This window comes from Meiothermus sp., from assembly GCF_037443965.1.
Lineage (GTDB): Bacteria > Deinococcota > Deinococci > Deinococcales > Thermaceae > Meiothermus.
Genome location: NZ_JBBINI010000013.1, coordinates 12,266 through 31,667, shown reverse-complemented (window position 1 = coordinate 31,667; position 19,402 = coordinate 12,266). Strand labels below are relative to the sequence as shown.

Sequence of the window (19,402 nt, the reverse complement as noted above, 5' to 3'; positions counted from 1 at the left end):
CCCGATCCTGGGGCTACTTGTGACAAATGCTCATCGGATGGAGGGTTGTTTGACCACGCTATCTTAGTTATCTTCTTCCAGTGCTGCTAGGCTAGCCCTGCGCAGCAAATCTAGGTAAGCGGTAGGTGTTTGGGTCGGCCCCAGGACGAGGCCGTGTACGCCTCGGTAACTTTGGGGCAGCTCGATCCAGCAAGCCTCATCCTCAGAAGCCAACAGTAACAACCCCGGCGCAAGCCAGGGAACAACTTCTGAAGCGAGGGCCGCCTCTATTCGCGCCTTGATTTCTGAGGCTGGGCGGGTCTCACGGGGCAACCGAACCAAGGGCTCTTTGGTCCAATTCAGCATTCGGGCGAGGTCACGGTAATCCTCCCAGGTGTCTACATCGGCAAACCAAGGGCCCGAACCCCATTCCACCGACTCGACCAAACTGCTTCGGGTCTGCAAAATGGCTCTGGCCCCTTGGTCGCCGGTCAGGTGGGCAATTTCGGTGAATAAGCTGGCAGCCAAAAAGACCGGTGGTCGCAACTGACCCCTTTCGCTGGGGGCCACCGCCAGACTCTGGGGGGCTCGCTGTATTATGCCCCTGCGCAACTGGGCCAGTCGGCTCCCATCGAGTCCAGGCATATCTGCCAGAAAAACAACGGCTCCCTGCGAACTCTGCAAGGCCCGAATTCCCACTTTGAGTGAACTGCTCTGGCCCTGCGCATAATTAGGATTTTGAACAAAATACACCCTTGCTTTCGTATGGGAATGGCGATCCAGCCAGCTTTCAATGGCGTATTGGGCCGCCGCAGCTTCGCGCCCCAGTACCACCACCACCCGGCCCTCGGCCACCTGTAGCGCCTGGGCCAGCACCCGTGTCAGCAAAACCTCTCCTGACCCAGCGGGCAACAGCATTTTGGGCACCCCAAACCTCGAGGCCCTCCCGGCCGATAAGATGATAGCGTCTATAGGGTGCATGCCAATGATTCTTTCAGATCGTTTCCCTCGATGGGGTTCCCCACGTTACATCAAAAGCCCAAACCATACCAGCCAGTGGTTACAAGCGCGTTTTAGACGTTCGAGATTAGGCACAGCAGAAGTGGTTTGCCACGCCCTTCGGCGTTCGGATAGCGTCCAAGCAGCCGCGAGTTCAAGCGTGATAGTTATACCGATGAGAACAGAGGTCGTCACGATTTGCTAACTGTAATCTCCCATATTCTTATTTGCGCCATTTAGGCCTAGATTATGCTTTGCTTGTAAAAGCAAAAGAGGAGGAAGGACTGCATGATACCCGCGGCCTTTGAATATAAACGCCCGATGTCCCTCGAAGAAGCCATCGGTCACTTGGCTGAACACGGCTACGACGCCAGGGTACTGGCAGGAGGGCAAAGTCTTATCCCGGCTATGCGCTACCGCTTGGCCCAGCCCGCCGTACTGGTGGATATCAATAATCTCCCCAACCTGGGGTTTATGCAAGAGGAAAACGGAATGCTCCGCATAGGTGCACTGGTACGCGACACCGATGTGGAGTTCAATAAAGACATCCAACGCAGATACCACCTCATCAGCGATGTGTCCATGGTGGTGGCCGACCCCATCGTGCGCTACCGGGGCACGGTGGTAGGTTCACTCTGCCACAACGATCCTTCGGGCGACTGGGCCGCCGCCGCTATTGCAGCGCGGGCACAGATGGTGATTCAAGGCAAAGGCGGGGCACGGATTGAGGGCATTGATCAATTCCTTGTGGATAGCTTCGCCACCTCCATTAGCGAAGGGGAGATGGCAGTGGAAGCACGTTTCCCCATCCCAAATGCCCATACATCCGGGGCCTACGAGAAGATTGAGCGTAAAGTAGGCGACTACGCAACAGCAGCGGCGGCAGTGCAGATCGAGCTTAATCCCGACGGTACCATCAAAGAAGCTGGCATTGGAATCACTGCGGTAGCCCACATGGCTTTGCGGGTGGTCGAGGGCGAGAAACTACTGCGCGGCCAGAAGCCTACAATGGAACTAATCCGAGCAGCCGCTGAGGAAGCTCGTAAGATAGCCGACCCCAACCCCGATGCCCGTGGTTCAGCTGAATATAAAAAAGATATGGCCCGCGTCCTAGTAGGACGTAGCTTAATCAAGGCTCTGGGTCGTCTAGGCGTGGTCGTTGTCTGAAACAGGCCCTCTTCTGAGCAACCCTTGTTCGGTTGGAGAAACAACTATGGAAATCACACTCAACATCAACGGTTCGGAAAAAAAGCTTGACGTCGAGCCGCGCACCCTGCTGGCACACGCCATCCGTGATGCGGGTCTGACCGGAACTCATATCGGCTGTGACAGCTCCTCGTGTGGGGTTTGTACGGTGGTGCTCGATGGGAAGACCGCCGTCAAAAGCTGCACGATGTTTGCTGTACAGGCTGAAGGTCACGGGATCACCACCATTGAAGGCATGGCTCAGGGGGGGAAATTGCACCCGCTGCAACAAGCCTTTTATGATCAACACGGCTTGCAATGCGGCTACTGCACCCCGGGCATGATTATGTCGGCCCATGCCTTGCTGCAGCACAACCCCAACCCCACCGAGGAAGAGATTCGTTTTGGTCTCTCGGGCAACCTTTGCCGTTGCACCGGCTACCAGAACATCGTAAAGGCGGTGCAACAAGCTGCACAAATGTTGCAGCAACCCGTTGGTTCGGCGGCGGATGACTAATTACCGATAGCCAATAGCCCTTAGCTATCAGCTATCAGCACGAAAGGAGCACCCATGGCAGTTGAATCCACTAATCTCGAGCCCAAGGGCATCCAGGGGCTCGGCAAGGCCATCAAGCGCAAGGAAGACCCCCGTTTTATTGTGGGGAAGGGCAACTACCTCGACGATATCAACCTGCCCGGTATGCTGCACATGGCCCTGGTACATAGCCCTTATGCCCATGCCAAGATTCTGAGCATTGACACCTCTGAAGCCCTCAAGATTCCAGGAGTCAAGGCAGTCATCACTTCCAAGGAACTGGCCGGGGCCAGCCTAGCCTGGGTGCCCACCCTAGCTGGCGACAAACAGATGGTACTGGCCGATGGCAAGGTGCTTTACCAGTACCAGGAAGTCGCGGCCGTATTTGCCGAGACCCGCCAAGCCGCAGCCGATGGAGCCGCCGCTGTGCAGGTAGACTACGAGCCACTGGACGTGGTGGTAGATCCGTTCAAGGCCACCGACGAGGGCGCACCCGTGCTGCGCGAGGACATCAAGGGCAACATGAAAGGCGCCCATGGCCCCCGCCGCCACGACAACCATATCTGGACCTGGGACGTAGGTTCGAAGGACGAGACCGAAAAAGCCTTGGCGCAGTCTGAAGTGCGCATCAAGCAGCACATGGTCTACCCCCGTAGCCACCCCGCGCCCTTGGAGCCCTGTGGCTGTATTGGCGACATGAACAAGGCCACCGGGCGACTCACGGTCTACATGACCAGCCAGGCTCCCCACGCCATTCGTACGGTACTCTCGCTGGTGACCGGCATCCCCGAGAACAATATCCGGGTCATCTCACCCGACATCGGCGGGGGCTTTGGCAACAAGGTACCGGTGTATCCGGGCTATGTGTGCGCCATCGTGGGCAGCATCGTACTGGGAGCGCCGGTCAAATGGGTGGAGACCCGCACCGAGAACCTCACCACCACCGGCTTTGCCCGCGACTACCACATGGACATCGAGATTGGGGCCACCAAGGAGGGCAAGGTCACAGCCATGAAGGTCTACACCCTGGCCGACCACGGGGCCTTCGACGCCGCTGCCGACCCCAGCAAGTACCCAGCAGGACTTTTCTCCATCTGCACCGGCTCCTACGACTTCCAGAAGGCCTACGCCCAGGTGGAGGCGGTCTACACCAACAAGGCCCCTGGGGGTGTGGCCTACCGCTGCTCCTTCCGCGTGACCGAGGCCAGCTACCTGATTGAGCGCAGCATGGATGTGCTGGCCCACGAGCTGAAGATGGATCCCGCCGAGTTGCGTCTGAAAAATTTCATCCAGCCCTCTCAGTTCCCCTATCCTTCAGCCCTGGGCTGGACCTATGACTCTGGCGACTACGAGAAGACCCTGAAGGTAGCGCTGGACAAAATCGGCTACGCTGAACTGCGAAAGGAGCAAGCCGAGAAACGCGCTAAGGGCGAACTAATGGGCATCGGCATCTCTACTTTCACCGAGATCGTGGGAGCCGGGCCCTCCAAAGACTTCGACATTCTAGGCATCAAAATGTTCGACGGTGCAGAGATTCGTGTCCATCCCTCGGGCTCAGCGATTGTGCGGGCGGGGACGCGCCACCAGGGCCAGGGCCACGAGACCACCTGGGCGCAGATTGTGTCTGAGGAGCTAGGCCTGGACGTGGACAAGATCATCGTCGAGGAGGGCGACACCGACACCGCCCCCTACGGCCTGGGCACCTACGCCAGCCGGAGCACCCCCACCGCGGGCGGCGCGATGGCGCTGGGCGCACGGCGCATCCGCGAGAAGGCCAAGAAGATCGCGGCGCATCTCATGGAGGTCGGCGAGTCGGACGTGGAGTGGGCCGACAAGAAGTTCGTGGTCAAGGGCGTGCCGGGCAAGAGCGTGACCATGAACGAAGTTGCCTTCGCGGCCTACACCAACCTGCCACCGGGTCTGGAACCCGGATTGGAGACCACCTACTACTACGACCCACCCAACCTGACCTTCCCACACGGCGCTTATATCTGCGTGGTGGACGTAGACAAGGGCACCGGCGAGGTCAAGGTGCGGCGCTTCGTGGCGATTGATGACTGCGGCACCATCATCAACCCGATGATCGTTGAAGGGCAGGTGCACGGCGGCCTCACCGAGGGTTACGCCATGGCCTTCATGCAGGAGATCGCCTTCGACGAGCAAGGCAACCACCTCTCGTCCAACTTCACCGACTATCTGCTGCCCACTTCCCTCGAGACCCCCAAGTGGGAGACTGGCCACACCGTGACCCCCAGCCCCCATCACCCCATCGGAGCCAAAGGCGTGGGCGAGTCGCCCACAGTAGGTAGCCCTGCCGCCTTCGTGAACGCCGTGGTGGATGCCTTGGCCCACCTCGGGGTGCGCCACATTGATATGCCTGTCACCCGCGAAAAGGTTTGGAAGGTGTTGCGGCAGGCCGGAGTAGATTCGTTTTAGATGAGGCTGATAGCCTGTAGCTTATGGCTAATAGCGAACTGCATAGGTTTTACTACTCGGCCGCTGGCTATAGGCTATTTGCGAGGTACGAAGCATGAAACTCGAGTACAGCGGACAAGAAAAAGTTCAAGCCAGCCCCGAGACGGTATGGGGCTTCATCCAGGATCCAAATAAAGTGGCCTCCTGCCTGCCCGATCTTAAGTCGGTAGATATCAAAGACGATAAAAACATGGTCGCCACCGTAGGTGTGGCGGTGGGGCCCGTGCGCGGTTCTTTCAAGTTCAACATCGAGCTCGATCCTCGTCCGGAAGAGAACAAGATGATGGTGCGCATCCGCGGCGGTGGCCTAGGCAGCGCCGTAGACCTGACCGCTAGCGCCGACATCAGCGGTCAGGCCGATCAGACCACCCTGCTCGACTGGAATGGCGTCGCCAGCGTGAGCGGCCCAGCGGCAACGGTAGGGGGGCGTGTGTTAGACGCCCAAGCCAAACGGCTAATCGAGACGGTGTTCGCCAACATGGGCAAAAAAATGAGTGAAGCATAGTGGCTCCGAAAAGCTTTGCAGTGCTGAGCCGAAATAGACAAGGAGGTCTGGTACACCAGACCTCTGTTTTTGTAACCGGCTGAAGATTTTCCTGTCTCGACAGGCATTACGATGATTTTTAAATGGACATTTACGGAAAAATCGCTGAGTTAAGACGCACCGGCCAGTCTTTTGCGCTGGCAACGGTGGTTTCGCGGCAGGCACCGGTTTCCTCGCACCTAGGCGACAAAGCCATCGTTTTTGAGGACGGTCGCTTCGAGGGCTATGTGGGTGGTTCTTGTTCCCGCGAAATCGTGCGTAAGCAGGCCCTCGAGGTCTTGCGCTTAGGTAAGCCCAGGCTGGTCAAAATTACTCCTGAGGCGGCAGCCAAAGTGGTGCTCGAGCACGCCGACGAGGTGGTAATTCCCATGACCTGTGCCAGCGAGGGCGCGGTAGACGTCTACATCGAACCGCTTATTGCCAAATCCTGCTTGCTGGTGGTAGGGGGTTCGCAAATTGCCCTGACGACTGCACAAATAGCTGCCCGGATGAACTATACCGTCACACTGGCCTGCGATAAGCCGGAGCTGGCCGGGGTGAGCCTCGAGTCCGAGATTCAAGTGTTAGACTGGCGCGAATTGGGGGAGTGGCTCGCCAATCAGAACCCCAGCAAAACCAGCATTGTGATCGCTTCGCAGGGCCACTACGACGAAGATGCCCTAGTGCTGATCGCTCAACACATGCCCAACCCAGCCTATCTGGGGTTGGTGGCCAGTCGTAAACGCGGGGCCACCGTACTGGACAACCTAGAAATTCTAGGCGTCCCCAAAACCACCTTCCCCACACTTAAGTATCCCGCCGGACTCGATCTGGGTGGGCGCGGGCGCGATGAAGTAGCGGTCTCGATTCTAGCGGAGATCGTGCTGCTAAAAAGCGGGAAGCAGTTGTCGGGTAGCGGGGGACAAATTGAAGAGGTAGGAGTTGCCAAAATTTCGGCACATACCGTCCAGGTCAGTAATACTGCAACCCAGGAAGTGGTTCAGGCGGTCGAAGCAGTGGCGGCTGAATTGCCGACCCTCCTCCATCAACCCCTTACGCCCGGCTACGCTGTTGACCCCACCAGCGGCGAGGTACTGGAAATCGCCAAGGCTGTGAGCACGGAATATCAAGGCCAGACCTACTATTTCAGTTGCCCCAACTGCCGCGCCAAGTTCCTCAAAAACCCCAACAAATACCTAAAGGGTTCGGCATGAGCAAAGCCGCCGCGATTCCACCCCAACTCGACACAGTAGAGGGCATCCAGACTGTTTTACGCCAGCGCAACTACATCGCCGACCTGCCCATGGCCACCGCTCTGCGGCTGGTCATGGCCCTGCAAAAGCCGTTGTTGGTCGAAGGCCCCGCCGGTGTGGGCAAAACCCAGGTAGCCAAAACCCTGGCCGAGGTGCTGGATACCCGGCTGATTCGGCTGCAGTGTTACGAGGGGCTCGACACCGCCCAGGCCCTTTACGAGTGGAACTACCCCAAGCAGATGCTGCACATCCGCCTGACCGAGAATTCGGGCGAGAGCGTGGCCCAGCGCGAGGCCGAGATTTTTAGCGAGGGCTATCTGCTGCGCCGCCCGTTACTCGAGGCCATCTCGCAGGATCGGCCGCCGGTGCTGCTCATTGACGAAATAGACCGCACCGACGAGGAGTTCGAGGCTTTTTTGCTAGAAATCCTGGCCGAGTTCCAGGTCACCATACCCGAGCTGGGCACCCTCAAGGCCCGGCACCGCCCGTACGTGATTTTGACCTCCAACCGCAGCCGTGAGCTCTCAGATGCCCTCCGGCGGCGCTGCTTGTACCTGTGGCAAAACTACCCCAGCTTCGAAAAGGAGGTCGAGATCATCCAGGCCAAGCTACCGGGCATCAATGAACGGCTGGCCCAGAAAATTGCCGCCGTGGTCGCCCATCTGCGCGAACTACCCTTGAACAAAGCCCCCGGCGTGGCTGAGAGCCTGGACTGGGCCGAGGCCTTGGTCTCGCTGCACAAAGAGTCTCTTGATGCGGGCGCCCTCGAGCAGACCTGGGGCGTAATCATCAAGGACAAAGACGACCTGGCCCTGGTAGAAGCCCACAAAGCCCGCATCGCCGAACTGGTCGTCTAGCGCCTTCTCCGGCTGTTGAAAGCCCAGCCTATGTCGTCTTTTACCGAACAAAACGGTTTTCCTCACAGCAACCTGCTCGAGAACCTAGTGGTCTTCGCGGAGTACCTGCGCCGCACCACCCAGAAGTTCAATATCGGGCCACAGGAGGTCCAAGACAGCTTGCTTGCGCTCGAGGCCGTTCATCTGGGCCACCTGCAGGAAGTTCGTCAAGCGCTCAAGCTGGTCATGTGCAGCAACCTCGAGCAAGAGCGGGTTTTCGATGACCTCTTTTTTCAGTTTTTCTTACCCAGTCGCAAACGCCTGGAGGCCAGTTCCAATAAATCCAGTCCTGGCGGCCAAGACGAGACCGGCGAGAAAAGCCAGCACACCCAGAAAAACCCCTCCGAGGCCATCCTCGATGCGCACAGTCCGCTGGTTTGGGGACAGGCCAAGCAATCGGATGACCAGGACTCCGACCACTGGGCCGCCCCCTTGCTAAGAGCCATGTTCAGCCGAACACAGGGTGGCGAAACCCGGGAAGTGGAGATATCCCAACAAGACCTCGATGAGATGCTGTTGGCTGCCACCCAGTTGGTTAGCCAGGTCAGACTAGGTCGCAGCCGCCGCTGGAATACGGCTTCTAAAGGTTCTCGCCTTCACTTTCGGCGCACACTTCGCAAAGCCTTGCATACTGGAGGCGATCCACTCTACCCAGCCTGGCAACGTCATCCCAAGCGCCAGCCTCGATTTATATTTGTGCTGGATGGCAGTCGCTCGATGCAAAGCTACTCCGACCAGCTTTTACAGTTTGCTTTTGCCCTACGAATGCGCTGCAACCGGGTCGAGGTCTTTTCTTTTTCAACCGAACTCGAGCGAATTACGCAGAAGCTGGAGAAAGCCCGAGGCCTTTCCGAGCGCCCAAAACTCAGCCAGTTGGGTCGGGCCTGGGGAGGTGGAACCCGAATTGGGGAGAATCTGCTTCGCCTTGAGCAGAAGTTTGGTGGCCTTATTCGTGGCGATACTATTGTGATCGTCGCCAGCGATGGCCTGGATTCGGGAGCACCGGAAGTCCTGGATTATGCCTTAAGGCAAGTCTACTTTCGAAGCGCAGCCCTAATCTGGCTCAATCCCTTACTCAGCACCAACGGCTACGATCCCTATGCCAACTGTATGAAAACGGCGCTCCCCTATCTGGACAGATTCTGCGCGGCCAGCACTCCGAAAGAACTGGGACGACTGACCCATCAACTTCGGCTGCGGAAATAGAGGTGTTTTCAGCGCTATTCCCGCAAATACACAGTTTAGCGTTTCGTGCTATGCGGGTACATCACAGAGCACACCGTGCGCTGTGGTCTAATACGCATTTCGGCAGTATCGTTCACTTCGGCAAGCTTAAACGATACTACCGAAATGCTTTTCTACTCCCTTCGGTCGGCTTGAATTCTTCACCTCTGACTCCGTCCAACGGTGAAGGATTCAAGCGGAAATGGTATAAGTTGCGCCAGGGTAGATGGGCCAAACCTGCGGAATCGGCAAGGCGTACCTGACGCAGTTCCCCACCGATCTTTGGTAATCGCGTCTCGCCTTTCAACCATGGAGACACTTAGGAAGCACTACCGGGCACTGGCTACACGGCGGAAATCCCTGTCCAGCCGCGCAAAGGCAGGGCCTTCGACCAACCCCACATCAATCTGCTCGGAGGCCAGGGTCTCCAAGCGAACCGACCCAAAGCCATCCGCCCGCACCGCAAAAGTCCAGCGCATCTCGATACTGGCTTCAACCTGTCCCTGAGCATTGGTTCGCTGGGAAACATAGATAGCCGTAGAACCTGTACCCAAACGCTGTACCCAGCGTCCGTAGCCAGGTAGAGGGCGGGCTTCCAGTGCATAGTAGGTTGCTACCGATTGTGACAGCCGTATGACCACAGGGTTGCCTGCCGCAACTGCCTGAGCACTGCCAGACGTGAACCCTCCTCCAACGTCGTAGACTACTTCGCCCGGATCGGCCCGTACAGAAGGACCACAGGCCGCCAGAAGGGCAATTCCCACTATCATCAGCACAGTCCAGTTACGCATGTTTTTCCTCCAGTCTTAATGTTAAGCCTACGATGGTAAAGTTGAGGTGAAGCAAGGCCAAAATAGCGATTCGGTGCGTGAATGCTCTGGGTTTTGAGGGTTTGCTGTAGACTGGAGCATTCCATATAAATGCTATTTCGGTGTTGTCAGACAAGCCAAAAAGGCCGTTCCGGAGAACAAAGGCTCGGCAATTGACTCAACTATACCGTGAAGTCTACCCCTACGCCTAGACCAGTGCGGGTAAGGAGCGCGTAAGAGCAGAACGCTGGAACCCAGCCTTTAGCTGCCCAACAACGTAGCCCAATCGGTCGGGGTTTTGGTCTGGGTGTAGTCGGTGTCCATTTGGGCCAGTTGTAGCTTGCCAGAGTATTCTTCGTTCACCGCTTGCCAGTAAGTGTACTCTTCGATGACCCAGACACCACTTTCACGTGCTCCATTGCCACTGCCCCGGATACCTCCAAACGGTAGGTGGGCTTCGGCTCCTACCGTTGAGTTGTTGATGCTGGTCATACCGGCCCTGATCTCGTTTTTGAAACGGTAGGCCCAGTCACGGCGGTTGGTGTACACCGCGCTCGAGAGTCCGTAGGGGTGGGCGTTGGCGGCCTGAATGGCCTCGTCCAGCCCGTCCACCCGCACCAGGTTGATGGTAGGGCCAAAGATTTCTTGTTCGAACTGTTTCATACCGGGTCTGGCTTCCCAAACGGTGGGCCAGCCAAAAGTACCCACATCGGGATCGCCCTTGAAGTGTGGGTAGGGGTTCAAGCCAGAGATGCGGGCCTTGCCAAAGAGAAGCGTAGCCCCATCTACCCGGCCCCAGGAGTAGTGTTCAATCCAGCGCTCGAATAGTCGCCCATTCATGAAGGGGCCATAGGTCACGCTGGAGTGCTCGATGGGGTTGCCCACCACCGTAGACTCGGTTTTCTCCAGGAAGCGCTTTTTGAACTCGTCGTAGATGGGAGCATCCACGATGATGTTGCCAGCACTGGTACAGCGCTGACCACCAGTGGCAAAGGCACTCCACCAGGCTCCTTCCACCGCTAGGTCCAGATCGCTGTCGCGCAACACTACCAAAGGGTTTTTTCCGCCGAGCTCGAGGGTCGGACGCAGCAGGTTGCGGCCTGCCACCTCGCCAATCCAGCGACCCACGGCCGTACTGCCGGTAAAGGCGAATTTATTTAGAAGCCCTTCATCCATCAACTCCACCAACCACTGGCCGGTAGAATCCTTGCCCCCACCAAAGACCACGTTAATGACCCCTGGAGGCAGTCCAGCTTCTTCAAACAGCTTGAGAAACACATAAGAAAGCGCAGGGGCATCGTCGGAAGGCTTCCAGACCACGGTATTACCGGTCAAAATGGCCGGAATCAGCTTCCAGGACGGCACAGCTATGGGGAAGTTGCCCGCCGTAATCATCCCCACTACCCCGATGGGCCGACGGAAGGTGAAGAGTTCCTTGTTCTTCATCTCGCTGGGCACGGTCTGGCCATAGAGCCTGCGACCTTCGGAGGCGAAAAAGATAGCGGTGTCTATGGCTTCCTGTACATCCCCACCGGCTTCCTTAAAAGTCTTACCCACCTCGCGCACCATAAGCCGCACCAGGGTGTCTTTTTCGCGCGTCATAACCTCAGCTAGGTTCATCAATACGCCTCCGCGAACGGGTGCGGGTGTGCGCGACCAGTCTTGAAAGGCTTTTTGGGCTACCAGTGCGGCTTTTCGCAGGGTATCTTTGGAGGCTTCGGGAAAACGCGCAATTAGGTCGTCTTGGTCGGCCGGGTTGTGGCGCTCGAGCGACTTGCCGTCAAAGATTTCTTCACCGCCAATTAAGTGGCCGATCTCCAGAGCATTGCCGTATTTGCTTTTGTACACTTGCATATTTCACCCCTCTATCGAGTTGAGCTTGGCCCGTAATGCTTCGACTGAAATCGGGGGCACTAGCTTAGCCACATCACCGCCATATCGGGCGATTTCCTTGACCATGGTGGAAGAAACATACGACCATCGGGTAGCAGCCATGATGAACAGGGTTTCGGGGTGGTTGCCGTATTGGCGGTTGAGATGGGCCATCTGTAATTCGTTTTCGTAGTCGGATACCGCCCGCAAGCCCTTGACGATCACTTTGGAGTTGATCCGCTTCATATAATCCACCAAAAGACCGCTAAAGGTGTCTACTTCCACATTGGTCATACGGGCAGCTGCAGCAGCCTGGCGGATGATTTCGACCCGTTCTTGTGGTGAGAAAAGCCACAACCCACGTTTGGAGGGATTCTCGAGCACCGCAACGGTCACTTTTCCAAAAAGCCTCGAGGCTCGTTGAATCACATCAAAGTGCCCGTTATGCAAAGGGTCGAAACTCCCTGGGTAAACCACATGCATAATGCCTCACTTTCGCGGAGTATCTTCACACAGCCCAGCACCCAGCGTCAAACCACTCTGTACTCAAAAGTGGGAAAGGCCCAGTAACTTCCTAACCCAGGGCAGTGGCCTCGACCATGGTGATGGTATTGAAGCCATACTCGCGCCGCTCGCCCATTGGCAGCATCAATTCGGTGGGGTGTTGCAAGATGTACAAACCCGCCGGTTCGACAATTCTGGCCTCGAGCAAGTGCTCAAAGTCCCGCAGCAGATCGTGTGGATACGGCGGGGCCATAAAAGCCACCGTGAAGCGCAAACCCTGCCGCTTCGCATCCAGCAAATAACGCTCCGCCGCAACGCCTTCAATCCGCACTTTTAGGCGGGCTTTGCTGGCATTGTCTCGCAGAAATTGAATCGCCTGCCGGTCTTTCTCCACCAGGGTGGTTTCAAAGCCCTCCGAGGCGGCCTCGAGTCCAATCGCACCGCTGCCCGCGTATAAATCCAAGAAGCTGCCCCGGTGTGGGTAGCGGAAGCGCAAAAAATCGAACAAGGCTTTGCGCAACCGTACTGGGCTAGGCCGGGCCGATTGCGGTACTTTCAAAACCACGCCCTTTGCAGTTCCACCCAGAATTCGCAACACCACATCATCCTTGAGGTTACTGCCCGGGAACCCTGGTAGGTATTTGCACAATATCCGGGCTGCGAAACCAGATCTGGCATTGCACATTGCGGCTTTGGCTAGGCTTAACTTGTACTTCAAAACGGCTGCGGGCCCCATTGGCTAGGCTGCGTACCGCGATGGGGGCCGAGTTGGTGCCATAGACCCGGCGGTTGGGCACCCCATTCACCGTAGTGACTTGTTTATCTGCCACCCGCAGGTTTATGCGCACATTGTTCAGGGTTTGCCCAGATTGATTGACCACTGTGCCCTTTGCAACCATCATGCCGCTGGCGTTAACCGCGCAGCTCCATTCGCTGACCCGCAGCTTGTAGACCGTACCCTGAGCCTGAACCAGCCCTATCAACAACAATCCCATCAAAACAACAACTCTTCTCATGACGTGATGCTATCAAAAAATGGCCGGTTCCGCGAAGCGCATTTTTTTGGATCGGTTCAATAAAAGCGACCTCGCAGGGCAGTCCAGAAACTTGCAAAGTCAATCTAGCGGGCTGTAGTCAGCGGGGTTGGGGAACGAGGGTGGCAATTTGCACCACTCGAGGGTTGCGAAACCACAATTCGCAGCGGTTGACTTGGTCGAAATTAGTACGAATTCGCACCTCGAAAAAAGCTACCTCCCCTGGCATCAAGCTACGATCCTGTAAGGCCGCAGAATTGCTGGCCATTCGAAGCCCAGGCCCCACCACCCGCACACTGGCCCGCAGATCTGTTAATGGACGAGTGCTGATGTTCCTAACCGTTCCTTGAACCAGTACACCCCGCGAAAACGCCTTGCAACTCCAAGAAACAACCCGCAGGCGATAGACCCCCGACTGACCCAGCACCATCGCTCCGATGCCAAGGGTCAGCAACAAAACCAGCAAGCGTTTCATCATTGTGGACGTTTTAACTTATTGAGATCAAAACCGATGTCTAAACCGAGGGGTACTGAGATGGCAGTTTACCGCAAAATTGAGTTTCACAAAACGTTATTTGAAGCCCGTGAGAGCGCTTTCTTAATGTACAGATGGGGCAAATAGTGGGTCGTACACCATAGACCTCTATACGCAAAAACCTCATTTGGCACGAATCTATATTGGTCGAGGAGACTGGATTCGAACCAGCGACCCCCTGCTCCCGAAGCAGGTGCGCTACCAGGCTGCGCTACTCCTCGGCACCAGCGATTTATGAGTATAGAGCGGACTCGAGGCTTTGTCTAGGCAACCCTTCGAACCCACTGACCTCCTCGAGTGCAGTATCATGCAGCAAGTGAACCGATCATCGAGGCCTCAAGGCGACAAAGAGGGGGTTTTACATCCCCCAGCCGTACGGCTCTTTTGAAGACCGCATCAGGGTAGGTTAAGAAAAGACGTTTCCCAAATGGGACGCCCAAAGCAACGCCCGGATTATTGAAGAGCTAAATCTGCCCCAGACATTAAGCACTGGTGGATTGGTAAGATAAGGATTGATTTGCAGTGAAGTTCTCAAAATGAAGCGCTCAAAGCAACTCTCAGATATTAAGGGAGCTAAATCCATCCCAGGAATTAAGTTACCGGAGCACCTGGATGGCTCCTTCAAACAACCCCAAACCGTTTTTTTGCCAGACAGCCAATACTTCCAATAGCAAGATGCCTGTTAGAAATTATCAAACGCTCATTTTCTATGATGGAAAGATAAACCCAATCTTAATCCGAGCCAAACAAGCGTGTGGAAGGCTCTTCTGTATCGTATGCACTAGGCGAAATCTTTGGTACTGCTGCCCCTAGCAATTTTTAGCAAAAACCCCATTCGTGGAGGAACCCCATGAAACACTGGCTCTGGCTGATCGTTGTGTTAAGTGCAGCCGCATGCTCGATACAGGATGCAGGTGCCAATCCACCACCCGGCGGCCCCAACCCCAGCCGGACGGGGGTGTGGTCAGACCCCAAGACCTGGCCTAGTGGACAGGTGCCTCGGCAAGGAGAGGTGGTGACCATCCCGGCCGATCTGGCGGTGACGCTGGACATCAGCCCTCCAGCGCTCAAGGGCCTGACCATCAACGGTATTTTGCGATTTGATCGCAAGGATTTGCAGCTTAGCGCCGACTGGATTATGGTTCATGGGAAGCTCGAGATCGGCACCCCCAGCCAGCCTTTTCGCAACCGAGCCATCCTGACCCTCACCGGCAGCAACCCCAGCGAGAACATCATGGGCATGGGCAGCAAGGTGATTGGGGTGATGATGGGCGGCGTGCTGGACGTTCACGGCGAACCCCGCAATGGCTGGACCAAACTGAGCGGGAGTGTGTCCACCGGTTCCAACCGCATCACGGTGCTGGATCCGACGGGTTGGCGGGTAGGCGACCGCATCGTGCTGGCCTCCACCGATTTCAACCCCGATCAGGCGGAAGTGAGAACCATTACCGCGATATCCGGCAACAGCATCACCCTCGACGCGGCGCTCAAATACCCCCATTTTGGCGAAATTACCTACGGGGTAGACCAGCGGGGTGAGGTGGGCCTGCTCAGCCGCAACATTACCATCCAGGGCGATGAGGCCTCGAGCCAGGGTGGCTTTGGCGGCCACATCATGGCCATGCAGGGGGGCACATTGCGCATCTCGGGCGTGGAGCTCTTTCGGATGGGCCAGCGCAATCAACTAGCCCGTTATCCCATCCACTGGCACCTAATGGGCGACGCTTCGGGACAGTTTCTCAAGCAATCCTCCATCCACCAAAGCTTCAACCGCTGCGTAACCATTCACGGCACCAACCGGGTCGAAGTGGTCGGCAACGTGGCCTACAACACCGTGGGGCATTGCTACTTCCTCGAGGACGGCGCCGAAACCAAAAACCTGCTCGAGGGCAATCTGGGCATCCTGACCCGCCGCCCCAACAGCCAACAAGGCGAGCGCCCGGTCATTCCCACTGACACCAACCCCGCTACCTTCTGGATCACCCACCCCGACAACATCGTCCGGGGCAACGTGGCGGCCGGCTCGCACCACACCGGCTTCTGGTACGCCTTTCCCGAGAACCCCACCGGCCCTTCGGCGACCACCGCCATCTGGCCCCGCCGCACGCCGCTGGGCGAGTTTTCCGGGAACGTGGCCCACTCCAACTGGGATGGCCTCATGGTAGACCGAGGCCCCAACAAAAACACCCTACAGTCCGAAACCACCATCTACAACCCGCGCACCAACCCTGCCGACGGACAGACCCAGTACGATAACACCAAGAACCCCCCGGTACTGGCCGAGTTTAAGAACTTCACCGCCTACAAAAACCGAGGCAACGCCGCCTGGCTGCGCGGCACCAATCACAAGGTCACCGGGGCTAAACTGGCCGACAATGCCATTGGGGTGACTTTCGCCTCCTGGGAGAGCACGCTGGAAGACTCCCTGGTGGTGGGCGATAGCGCCAACAAGGGCTTCGCCGAAAATTGGGAATTCCGTGGCAGCGATGGGCGTAGCCTGCCCAGGCCCTGGGCAGCCAGCAACGGCGGCCCCATTCAGGACAACTTCCCCCTGCGCGGCTTCGAGTTCTACGATGGCAAGATCGGCTTCCGCAATGTGCAGTTTGTGAACTTCCAGCCCTTGCAAATCCAAAACGCGCAGGGCGGCCAGACCGCCACCCGCGAGGCCGGGGCCTTAAGCTACCTGCGCTTCACCGACTTTGCTATTGACAGCCGCAACTTCGCGCAGGGAGCCCGTTTCGAGAACGCCAAACCGGTCTACTTCCCTCCCAGAGCCGAGCCCTCCCCTGAAGAAATTGCCAATGATGACAACGCCGACGGCTACCGGGGTGCGGTTTTTGTGGATGCCGATGGTTCGGTGGGGGGCAGCCGGGGCCATGCCATCGTGTTCAACAACCCCTTCTTACTGGACACCAACTGTGTGCTGCGAGCCGAGTGGAACGCCGGAATTTGTAACTACAGCTACGGGCGTCTGTACATTTACAACGAAAGCGGCGGCAACATCGCCCCAGTCTCGCTTACGCGCAATGATGGCAGCAACCCGCTCTTCCGTATGTGGGGTACGCCCAACGGCGGCGATAATACGAATTTTGGGGCCAGCGTCATCAAGGGCCGCGGCTACACCTTGGGCGTGACGGGAACCATTCCCAACAAGCTCAAGCTGCGCTTTGAAGATAGTGCGCCGGGAGACCTCATCTACGTGGCAATCCCTTATAGCGGGGAGCCCTCCATTTACCGCGATTACTGGATTGACAACCGTAATAAACTGCCCCGGGCGGCTTCCAGGGCCGAATTCGATAGCAGCAACGGTGACCGCTACTGGAGCGAAGGCGGTATTGTTTATGTGAAGCTGGTGGTGCGCGACCAGCCTGGCCGCGACTGGGCGGTGCTGGACATCTGCCGCAACGACCTGTGCCGATGAGGCCCCCTACTGCGAGCGGGCTTGTATGAGCTGGTATAGCTCCTCCTCATTCAGGATGGTAATACCCAGCTCTCTGGCTTTCTCGAGCTTCGAGCCCGCACCCGGCCCGGCCACCACATAGCTGGTTTTCTTGCTGACCGAGCCAGATATTTTCGCTCCCTGGGCCTCGAGCTCCCGCGCTACTTCGTCCCTGGGACGGGACAGCTCGCCGGTAAGCACAAAAGTTAGCCCTTCCAGGGCGTTGCTTTTCTGCTTTTCCTTGGCCTCAAAACCTACCCCTGCAGCCCGCAGCCGTTCGATAAATTGTCGCATCTCGGGCTTCTCCAGCGCACCGTGGATAGCCTGGGCAGTTACTTCGGCAATGTCTTCGACCGCGTCCAGCTCTTCCACGGTAGCCGCCAGAACCCTGTCCAGATGCCCAAAACGCTTGGCCAAGGTACGGGCCGTGCTCTCCCCTACCTGCGGGATACCCAGGGCTAACAGGAGGCGCTCGAGGCCGCGGCTTTTGCTGCTCTCAATCTGCTCCACCAGGTTCTGGGCACTTTTTTCCGCCATGCGCTCGAGGGCCGCCAAGTCCTTGAGTTGAAGCTGGTACAGATCAGCTGCATCCTTAACCAGTCCAGCCTGTAAGAGTTGCTCGATGAGCTTTTCCCCCAGCCCCTGAATGTCCATGGCCCGGCGACTGGCAAAGTGGCGGATGGACTCAAAGGCTTTGGCTGGACATAGAGGATTTGGGCAGAGGTGAATTTTGCCGGACAGAACCAGCTCGGCGTTGCATTCAGGGCAGCGCTGGGGCCATTCCACAGGCTGTTCGCCGCGCGGTTGGTCGGTAAGAACCCGCAGCACCTCAGGAATCACCCCACCGGATTTGTGCACAAGCACCGTATCGCCGATCCGGAGGCCCAACTCCTGTACGTAACTCTCGTTATGCAGCGTGACCCGGCTAACGATGGAGCCGTCCAGCGAGATGGGCTCGAGTTCGGCCACCGGCGTCACCCGCCCGGTGCGCCCTACCTGAAAAACCACCCTCAGCACGCGCGTAGGTTTCTCCTCTGCGGGAAACTTGTAGGCAATGGCAAAGCGAGGGGTCTTGGCGGTATAGCCCAGTTCCGACCAGAGCGCGAGGTTATTGAGCTTGACCGTCACGCCATCGGCCTCAAAGGGAAGCTCCCGGCGGTGGGCCAGCATGTTCTGGTAGCCCTGCTCCACCCCCTGCACCCCCCGAACCAGGCGAAAACTGGGCTCTACGGCAAATCCAAGCTCTCTCAGCTTTTCCAGTAGCTCATACTGGGTGGCCACCCCAAATTCGTCTGGCCGCCCCACCCCGTAAAAAAAGCCGCGCAGGCCCCGGCTTGCGGTCACACGGGGGTCTTTCTGGCGCAGGCTGCCCGCGGCAGCGTTGCGGGGGTTTTTGAAAGGCGCAGCCCCCTCCTCTTCCAACCGGGCGTTCAGCTCCAAAAAGGTCTGGATGGGCAGGTAAATTTCACCCCGCACCTCGAGGCTCAGGGGCTCGGGCAGTTGCCGCGGTATGTCGGAAATGGTGAGCAGGTTGGGGGTGACGTCCTCGCCCACCGTCCCATCGCCCCGGGTCAGGCCGCGCCGGAGCACCCCATCGCGGTAGATCAGGTTGACCGAGAGGCCGTCAATCTTGTGCTCGAGTACATACGCATGGCTATCTTCACGGCCCAAGACGCGGTTGATGCTGGCTTCAAAGTCTTGAATGTCCTGTAGGCTAAAGGCATTGCCCAGCGAGAACATCCGACTCGGGTGGGGCACGGTTTCAAAGGTGGTCTCGTAGATTTGGCTGCCGACCGTCTGTGTGGGTGAGTCTGGGGTAATCAGTTCGGGGTGGGCTTCTTCCAGTTCTTTGAGTTCACGCAACAGCCGATCGTACTCCGCATCGGAAATCTCGGGGTCGTCCAACACGTGGTAGCGGTAGTTGTGGTATCGAATCTGCTCTCGTAACTCCGATATTCGCTGCTTGGGCGTAGACATAATGCGATTGTATCTTTTTTGCTCAAGAAGATCGAAGCGATTTCACACCGAACTCGCAAAGCCTCACAAAGTGCTGAAGGTGCGCTTCATTCTTTTGTCAAGCCCCTTTCAAGCTTCATGATTTCTGCTCTATAATGCCAGAGGCTAACAGCCAGTTTCGAAC

General features: G+C 57.4%; 16 protein-coding genes and 1 tRNA gene. 8 read left to right on the top strand and 9 right to left on the bottom strand.

Going from position 1 to position 19,402, the window contains the following annotated elements; all coding sequences use genetic code 11:
* Nucleotides 1-63 precede the first annotated feature (63 nt).
* Nucleotides 64-960, bottom strand: a complete 897-nt coding sequence (locus WKI89_RS08680) for a nucleotidyltransferase family protein (protein WP_337868820.1) — start codon at nt 958-960, stop codon at nt 64-66.
* A gap of 306 nt (nt 961-1,266) precedes the next feature.
* Between WKI89_RS08680 and WKI89_RS08675 the strand changes: the two genes are divergently transcribed.
* The 7 genes from WKI89_RS08675 to WKI89_RS08645 all read left to right on the top strand — a co-directional run bounded on the left by WKI89_RS08675 (nt 1,267) and on the right by WKI89_RS08645 (nt 9,051).
* A complete protein-coding gene (locus WKI89_RS08675) occupies nt 1,267-2,145 on the top strand; it encodes a xanthine dehydrogenase family protein subunit M (RefSeq protein WP_337868818.1) in 879 nt (292 codons plus the stop codon).
* A gap of 46 nt (nt 2,146-2,191) precedes the next feature.
* A complete protein-coding gene (locus tag WKI89_RS08670) occupies nt 2,192-2,680 on the top strand; it encodes a (2Fe-2S)-binding protein (RefSeq protein ID WP_337868817.1) in 489 nt (162 codons plus the stop codon).
* A 54-nt stretch (nt 2,681-2,734) separates the two neighbouring features.
* Nucleotides 2,735-5,134, top strand: coding sequence for an aerobic carbon-monoxide dehydrogenase large subunit (locus WKI89_RS08665; protein ID WP_337868815.1), 2,400 nt, complete (start codon nt 2,735-2,737; stop codon nt 5,132-5,134).
* Between the two features lie 94 nt (nt 5,135-5,228).
* Nucleotides 5,229-5,678 carry a carbon monoxide dehydrogenase subunit G gene (locus WKI89_RS08660; protein ID WP_337868813.1) on the top strand — a complete coding sequence of 150 codons (450 nt, stop codon included), beginning with the start codon at nt 5,229-5,231 and terminating at the stop codon, nt 5,676-5,678.
* 122 nt (nt 5,679-5,800) lie between these two features.
* The gene (locus WKI89_RS08655) at nt 5,801-6,910 is read left to right on the top strand and encodes an XdhC family protein (protein WP_337868811.1); all 1,110 of its coding nucleotides are present in this window, start codon (nt 5,801-5,803) and stop codon (nt 6,908-6,910) included.
* A complete protein-coding gene (locus WKI89_RS08650) occupies nt 6,907-7,806 on the top strand; it encodes a MoxR family ATPase (protein ID WP_337868810.1) in 900 nt (299 codons plus the stop codon). The genes WKI89_RS08655 and WKI89_RS08650 overlap by 4 nt, the downstream gene beginning before the upstream one ends.
* A 30-nt stretch (nt 7,807-7,836) precedes the next feature.
* Nucleotides 7,837-9,051 carry a VWA domain-containing protein gene (locus tag WKI89_RS08645; protein ID WP_337868808.1) on the top strand — a complete coding sequence of 405 codons (1,215 nt, stop codon included), beginning with the start codon at nt 7,837-7,839 and terminating at the stop codon, nt 9,049-9,051.
* A gap of 347 nt (nt 9,052-9,398) precedes the next feature.
* Here the strand turns inward: WKI89_RS08645 and WKI89_RS08640 are convergent, their stop codons facing one another.
* From WKI89_RS08640 to WKI89_RS08610, 7 genes are all read right to left on the bottom strand, one after another.
* Nucleotides 9,399-9,860 (bottom strand): hypothetical protein, encoded by a 462-nt coding sequence (locus tag WKI89_RS08640; protein WP_337868807.1) that lies wholly within the window; start codon nt 9,858-9,860, stop codon nt 9,399-9,401.
* 279 nt (nt 9,861-10,139) lie between these two features.
* Nucleotides 10,140-11,732 carry an aldehyde dehydrogenase family protein gene (locus tag WKI89_RS08635; protein WP_337868804.1) on the bottom strand — a complete coding sequence of 531 codons (1,593 nt, stop codon included), beginning with the start codon at nt 11,730-11,732 and terminating at the stop codon, nt 10,140-10,142.
* A gap of 3 nt (nt 11,733-11,735) precedes the next feature.
* The gene (coaD, locus tag WKI89_RS08630; RefSeq protein WP_337868803.1) at nt 11,736-12,233 is read right to left on the bottom strand and encodes a pantetheine-phosphate adenylyltransferase; all 498 of its coding nucleotides are present in this window, start codon (nt 12,231-12,233) and stop codon (nt 11,736-11,738) included.
* A 91-nt stretch (nt 12,234-12,324) separates the two neighbouring features.
* A complete protein-coding gene (locus WKI89_RS08625) occupies nt 12,325-12,852 on the bottom strand; it encodes an RsmD family RNA methyltransferase (RefSeq protein ID WP_337868802.1) in 528 nt (175 codons plus the stop codon).
* 16 nt (nt 12,853-12,868) lie between these two features.
* Complete coding sequence (locus WKI89_RS08620) at nt 12,869-13,270, bottom strand: hypothetical protein (RefSeq protein ID WP_337868800.1); 402 nt, start codon at nt 13,268-13,270, stop codon at nt 12,869-12,871.
* 118 nt (nt 13,271-13,388) lie between these two features.
* A complete protein-coding gene (locus WKI89_RS08615) occupies nt 13,389-13,766 on the bottom strand; it encodes an FxLYD domain-containing protein (RefSeq protein ID WP_337868799.1) in 378 nt (125 codons plus the stop codon).
* A gap of 201 nt (nt 13,767-13,967) precedes the next feature.
* Nucleotides 13,968-14,044, bottom strand: a tRNA-Pro gene (locus WKI89_RS08610).
* A gap of 629 nt (nt 14,045-14,673) precedes the next feature.
* On the opposite strand from WKI89_RS08610, the gene WKI89_RS08605 reads away from it, so the two are divergent.
* Nucleotides 14,674-17,244 carry a G8 domain-containing protein gene (locus WKI89_RS08605; RefSeq protein ID WP_337868797.1) on the top strand — a complete coding sequence of 857 codons (2,571 nt, stop codon included), beginning with the start codon at nt 14,674-14,676 and terminating at the stop codon, nt 17,242-17,244.
* A gap of 6 nt (nt 17,245-17,250) precedes the next feature.
* Here WKI89_RS08605 and ligA read toward each other — a convergent pair whose 3' ends face one another.
* Nucleotides 17,251-19,239 (bottom strand): NAD-dependent DNA ligase LigA, encoded by a 1,989-nt coding sequence (gene ligA / locus WKI89_RS08600; protein WP_337868796.1) that lies wholly within the window; start codon nt 19,237-19,239, stop codon nt 17,251-17,253.
* Nucleotides 19,240-19,402: the final 163 nt, after the last annotated feature.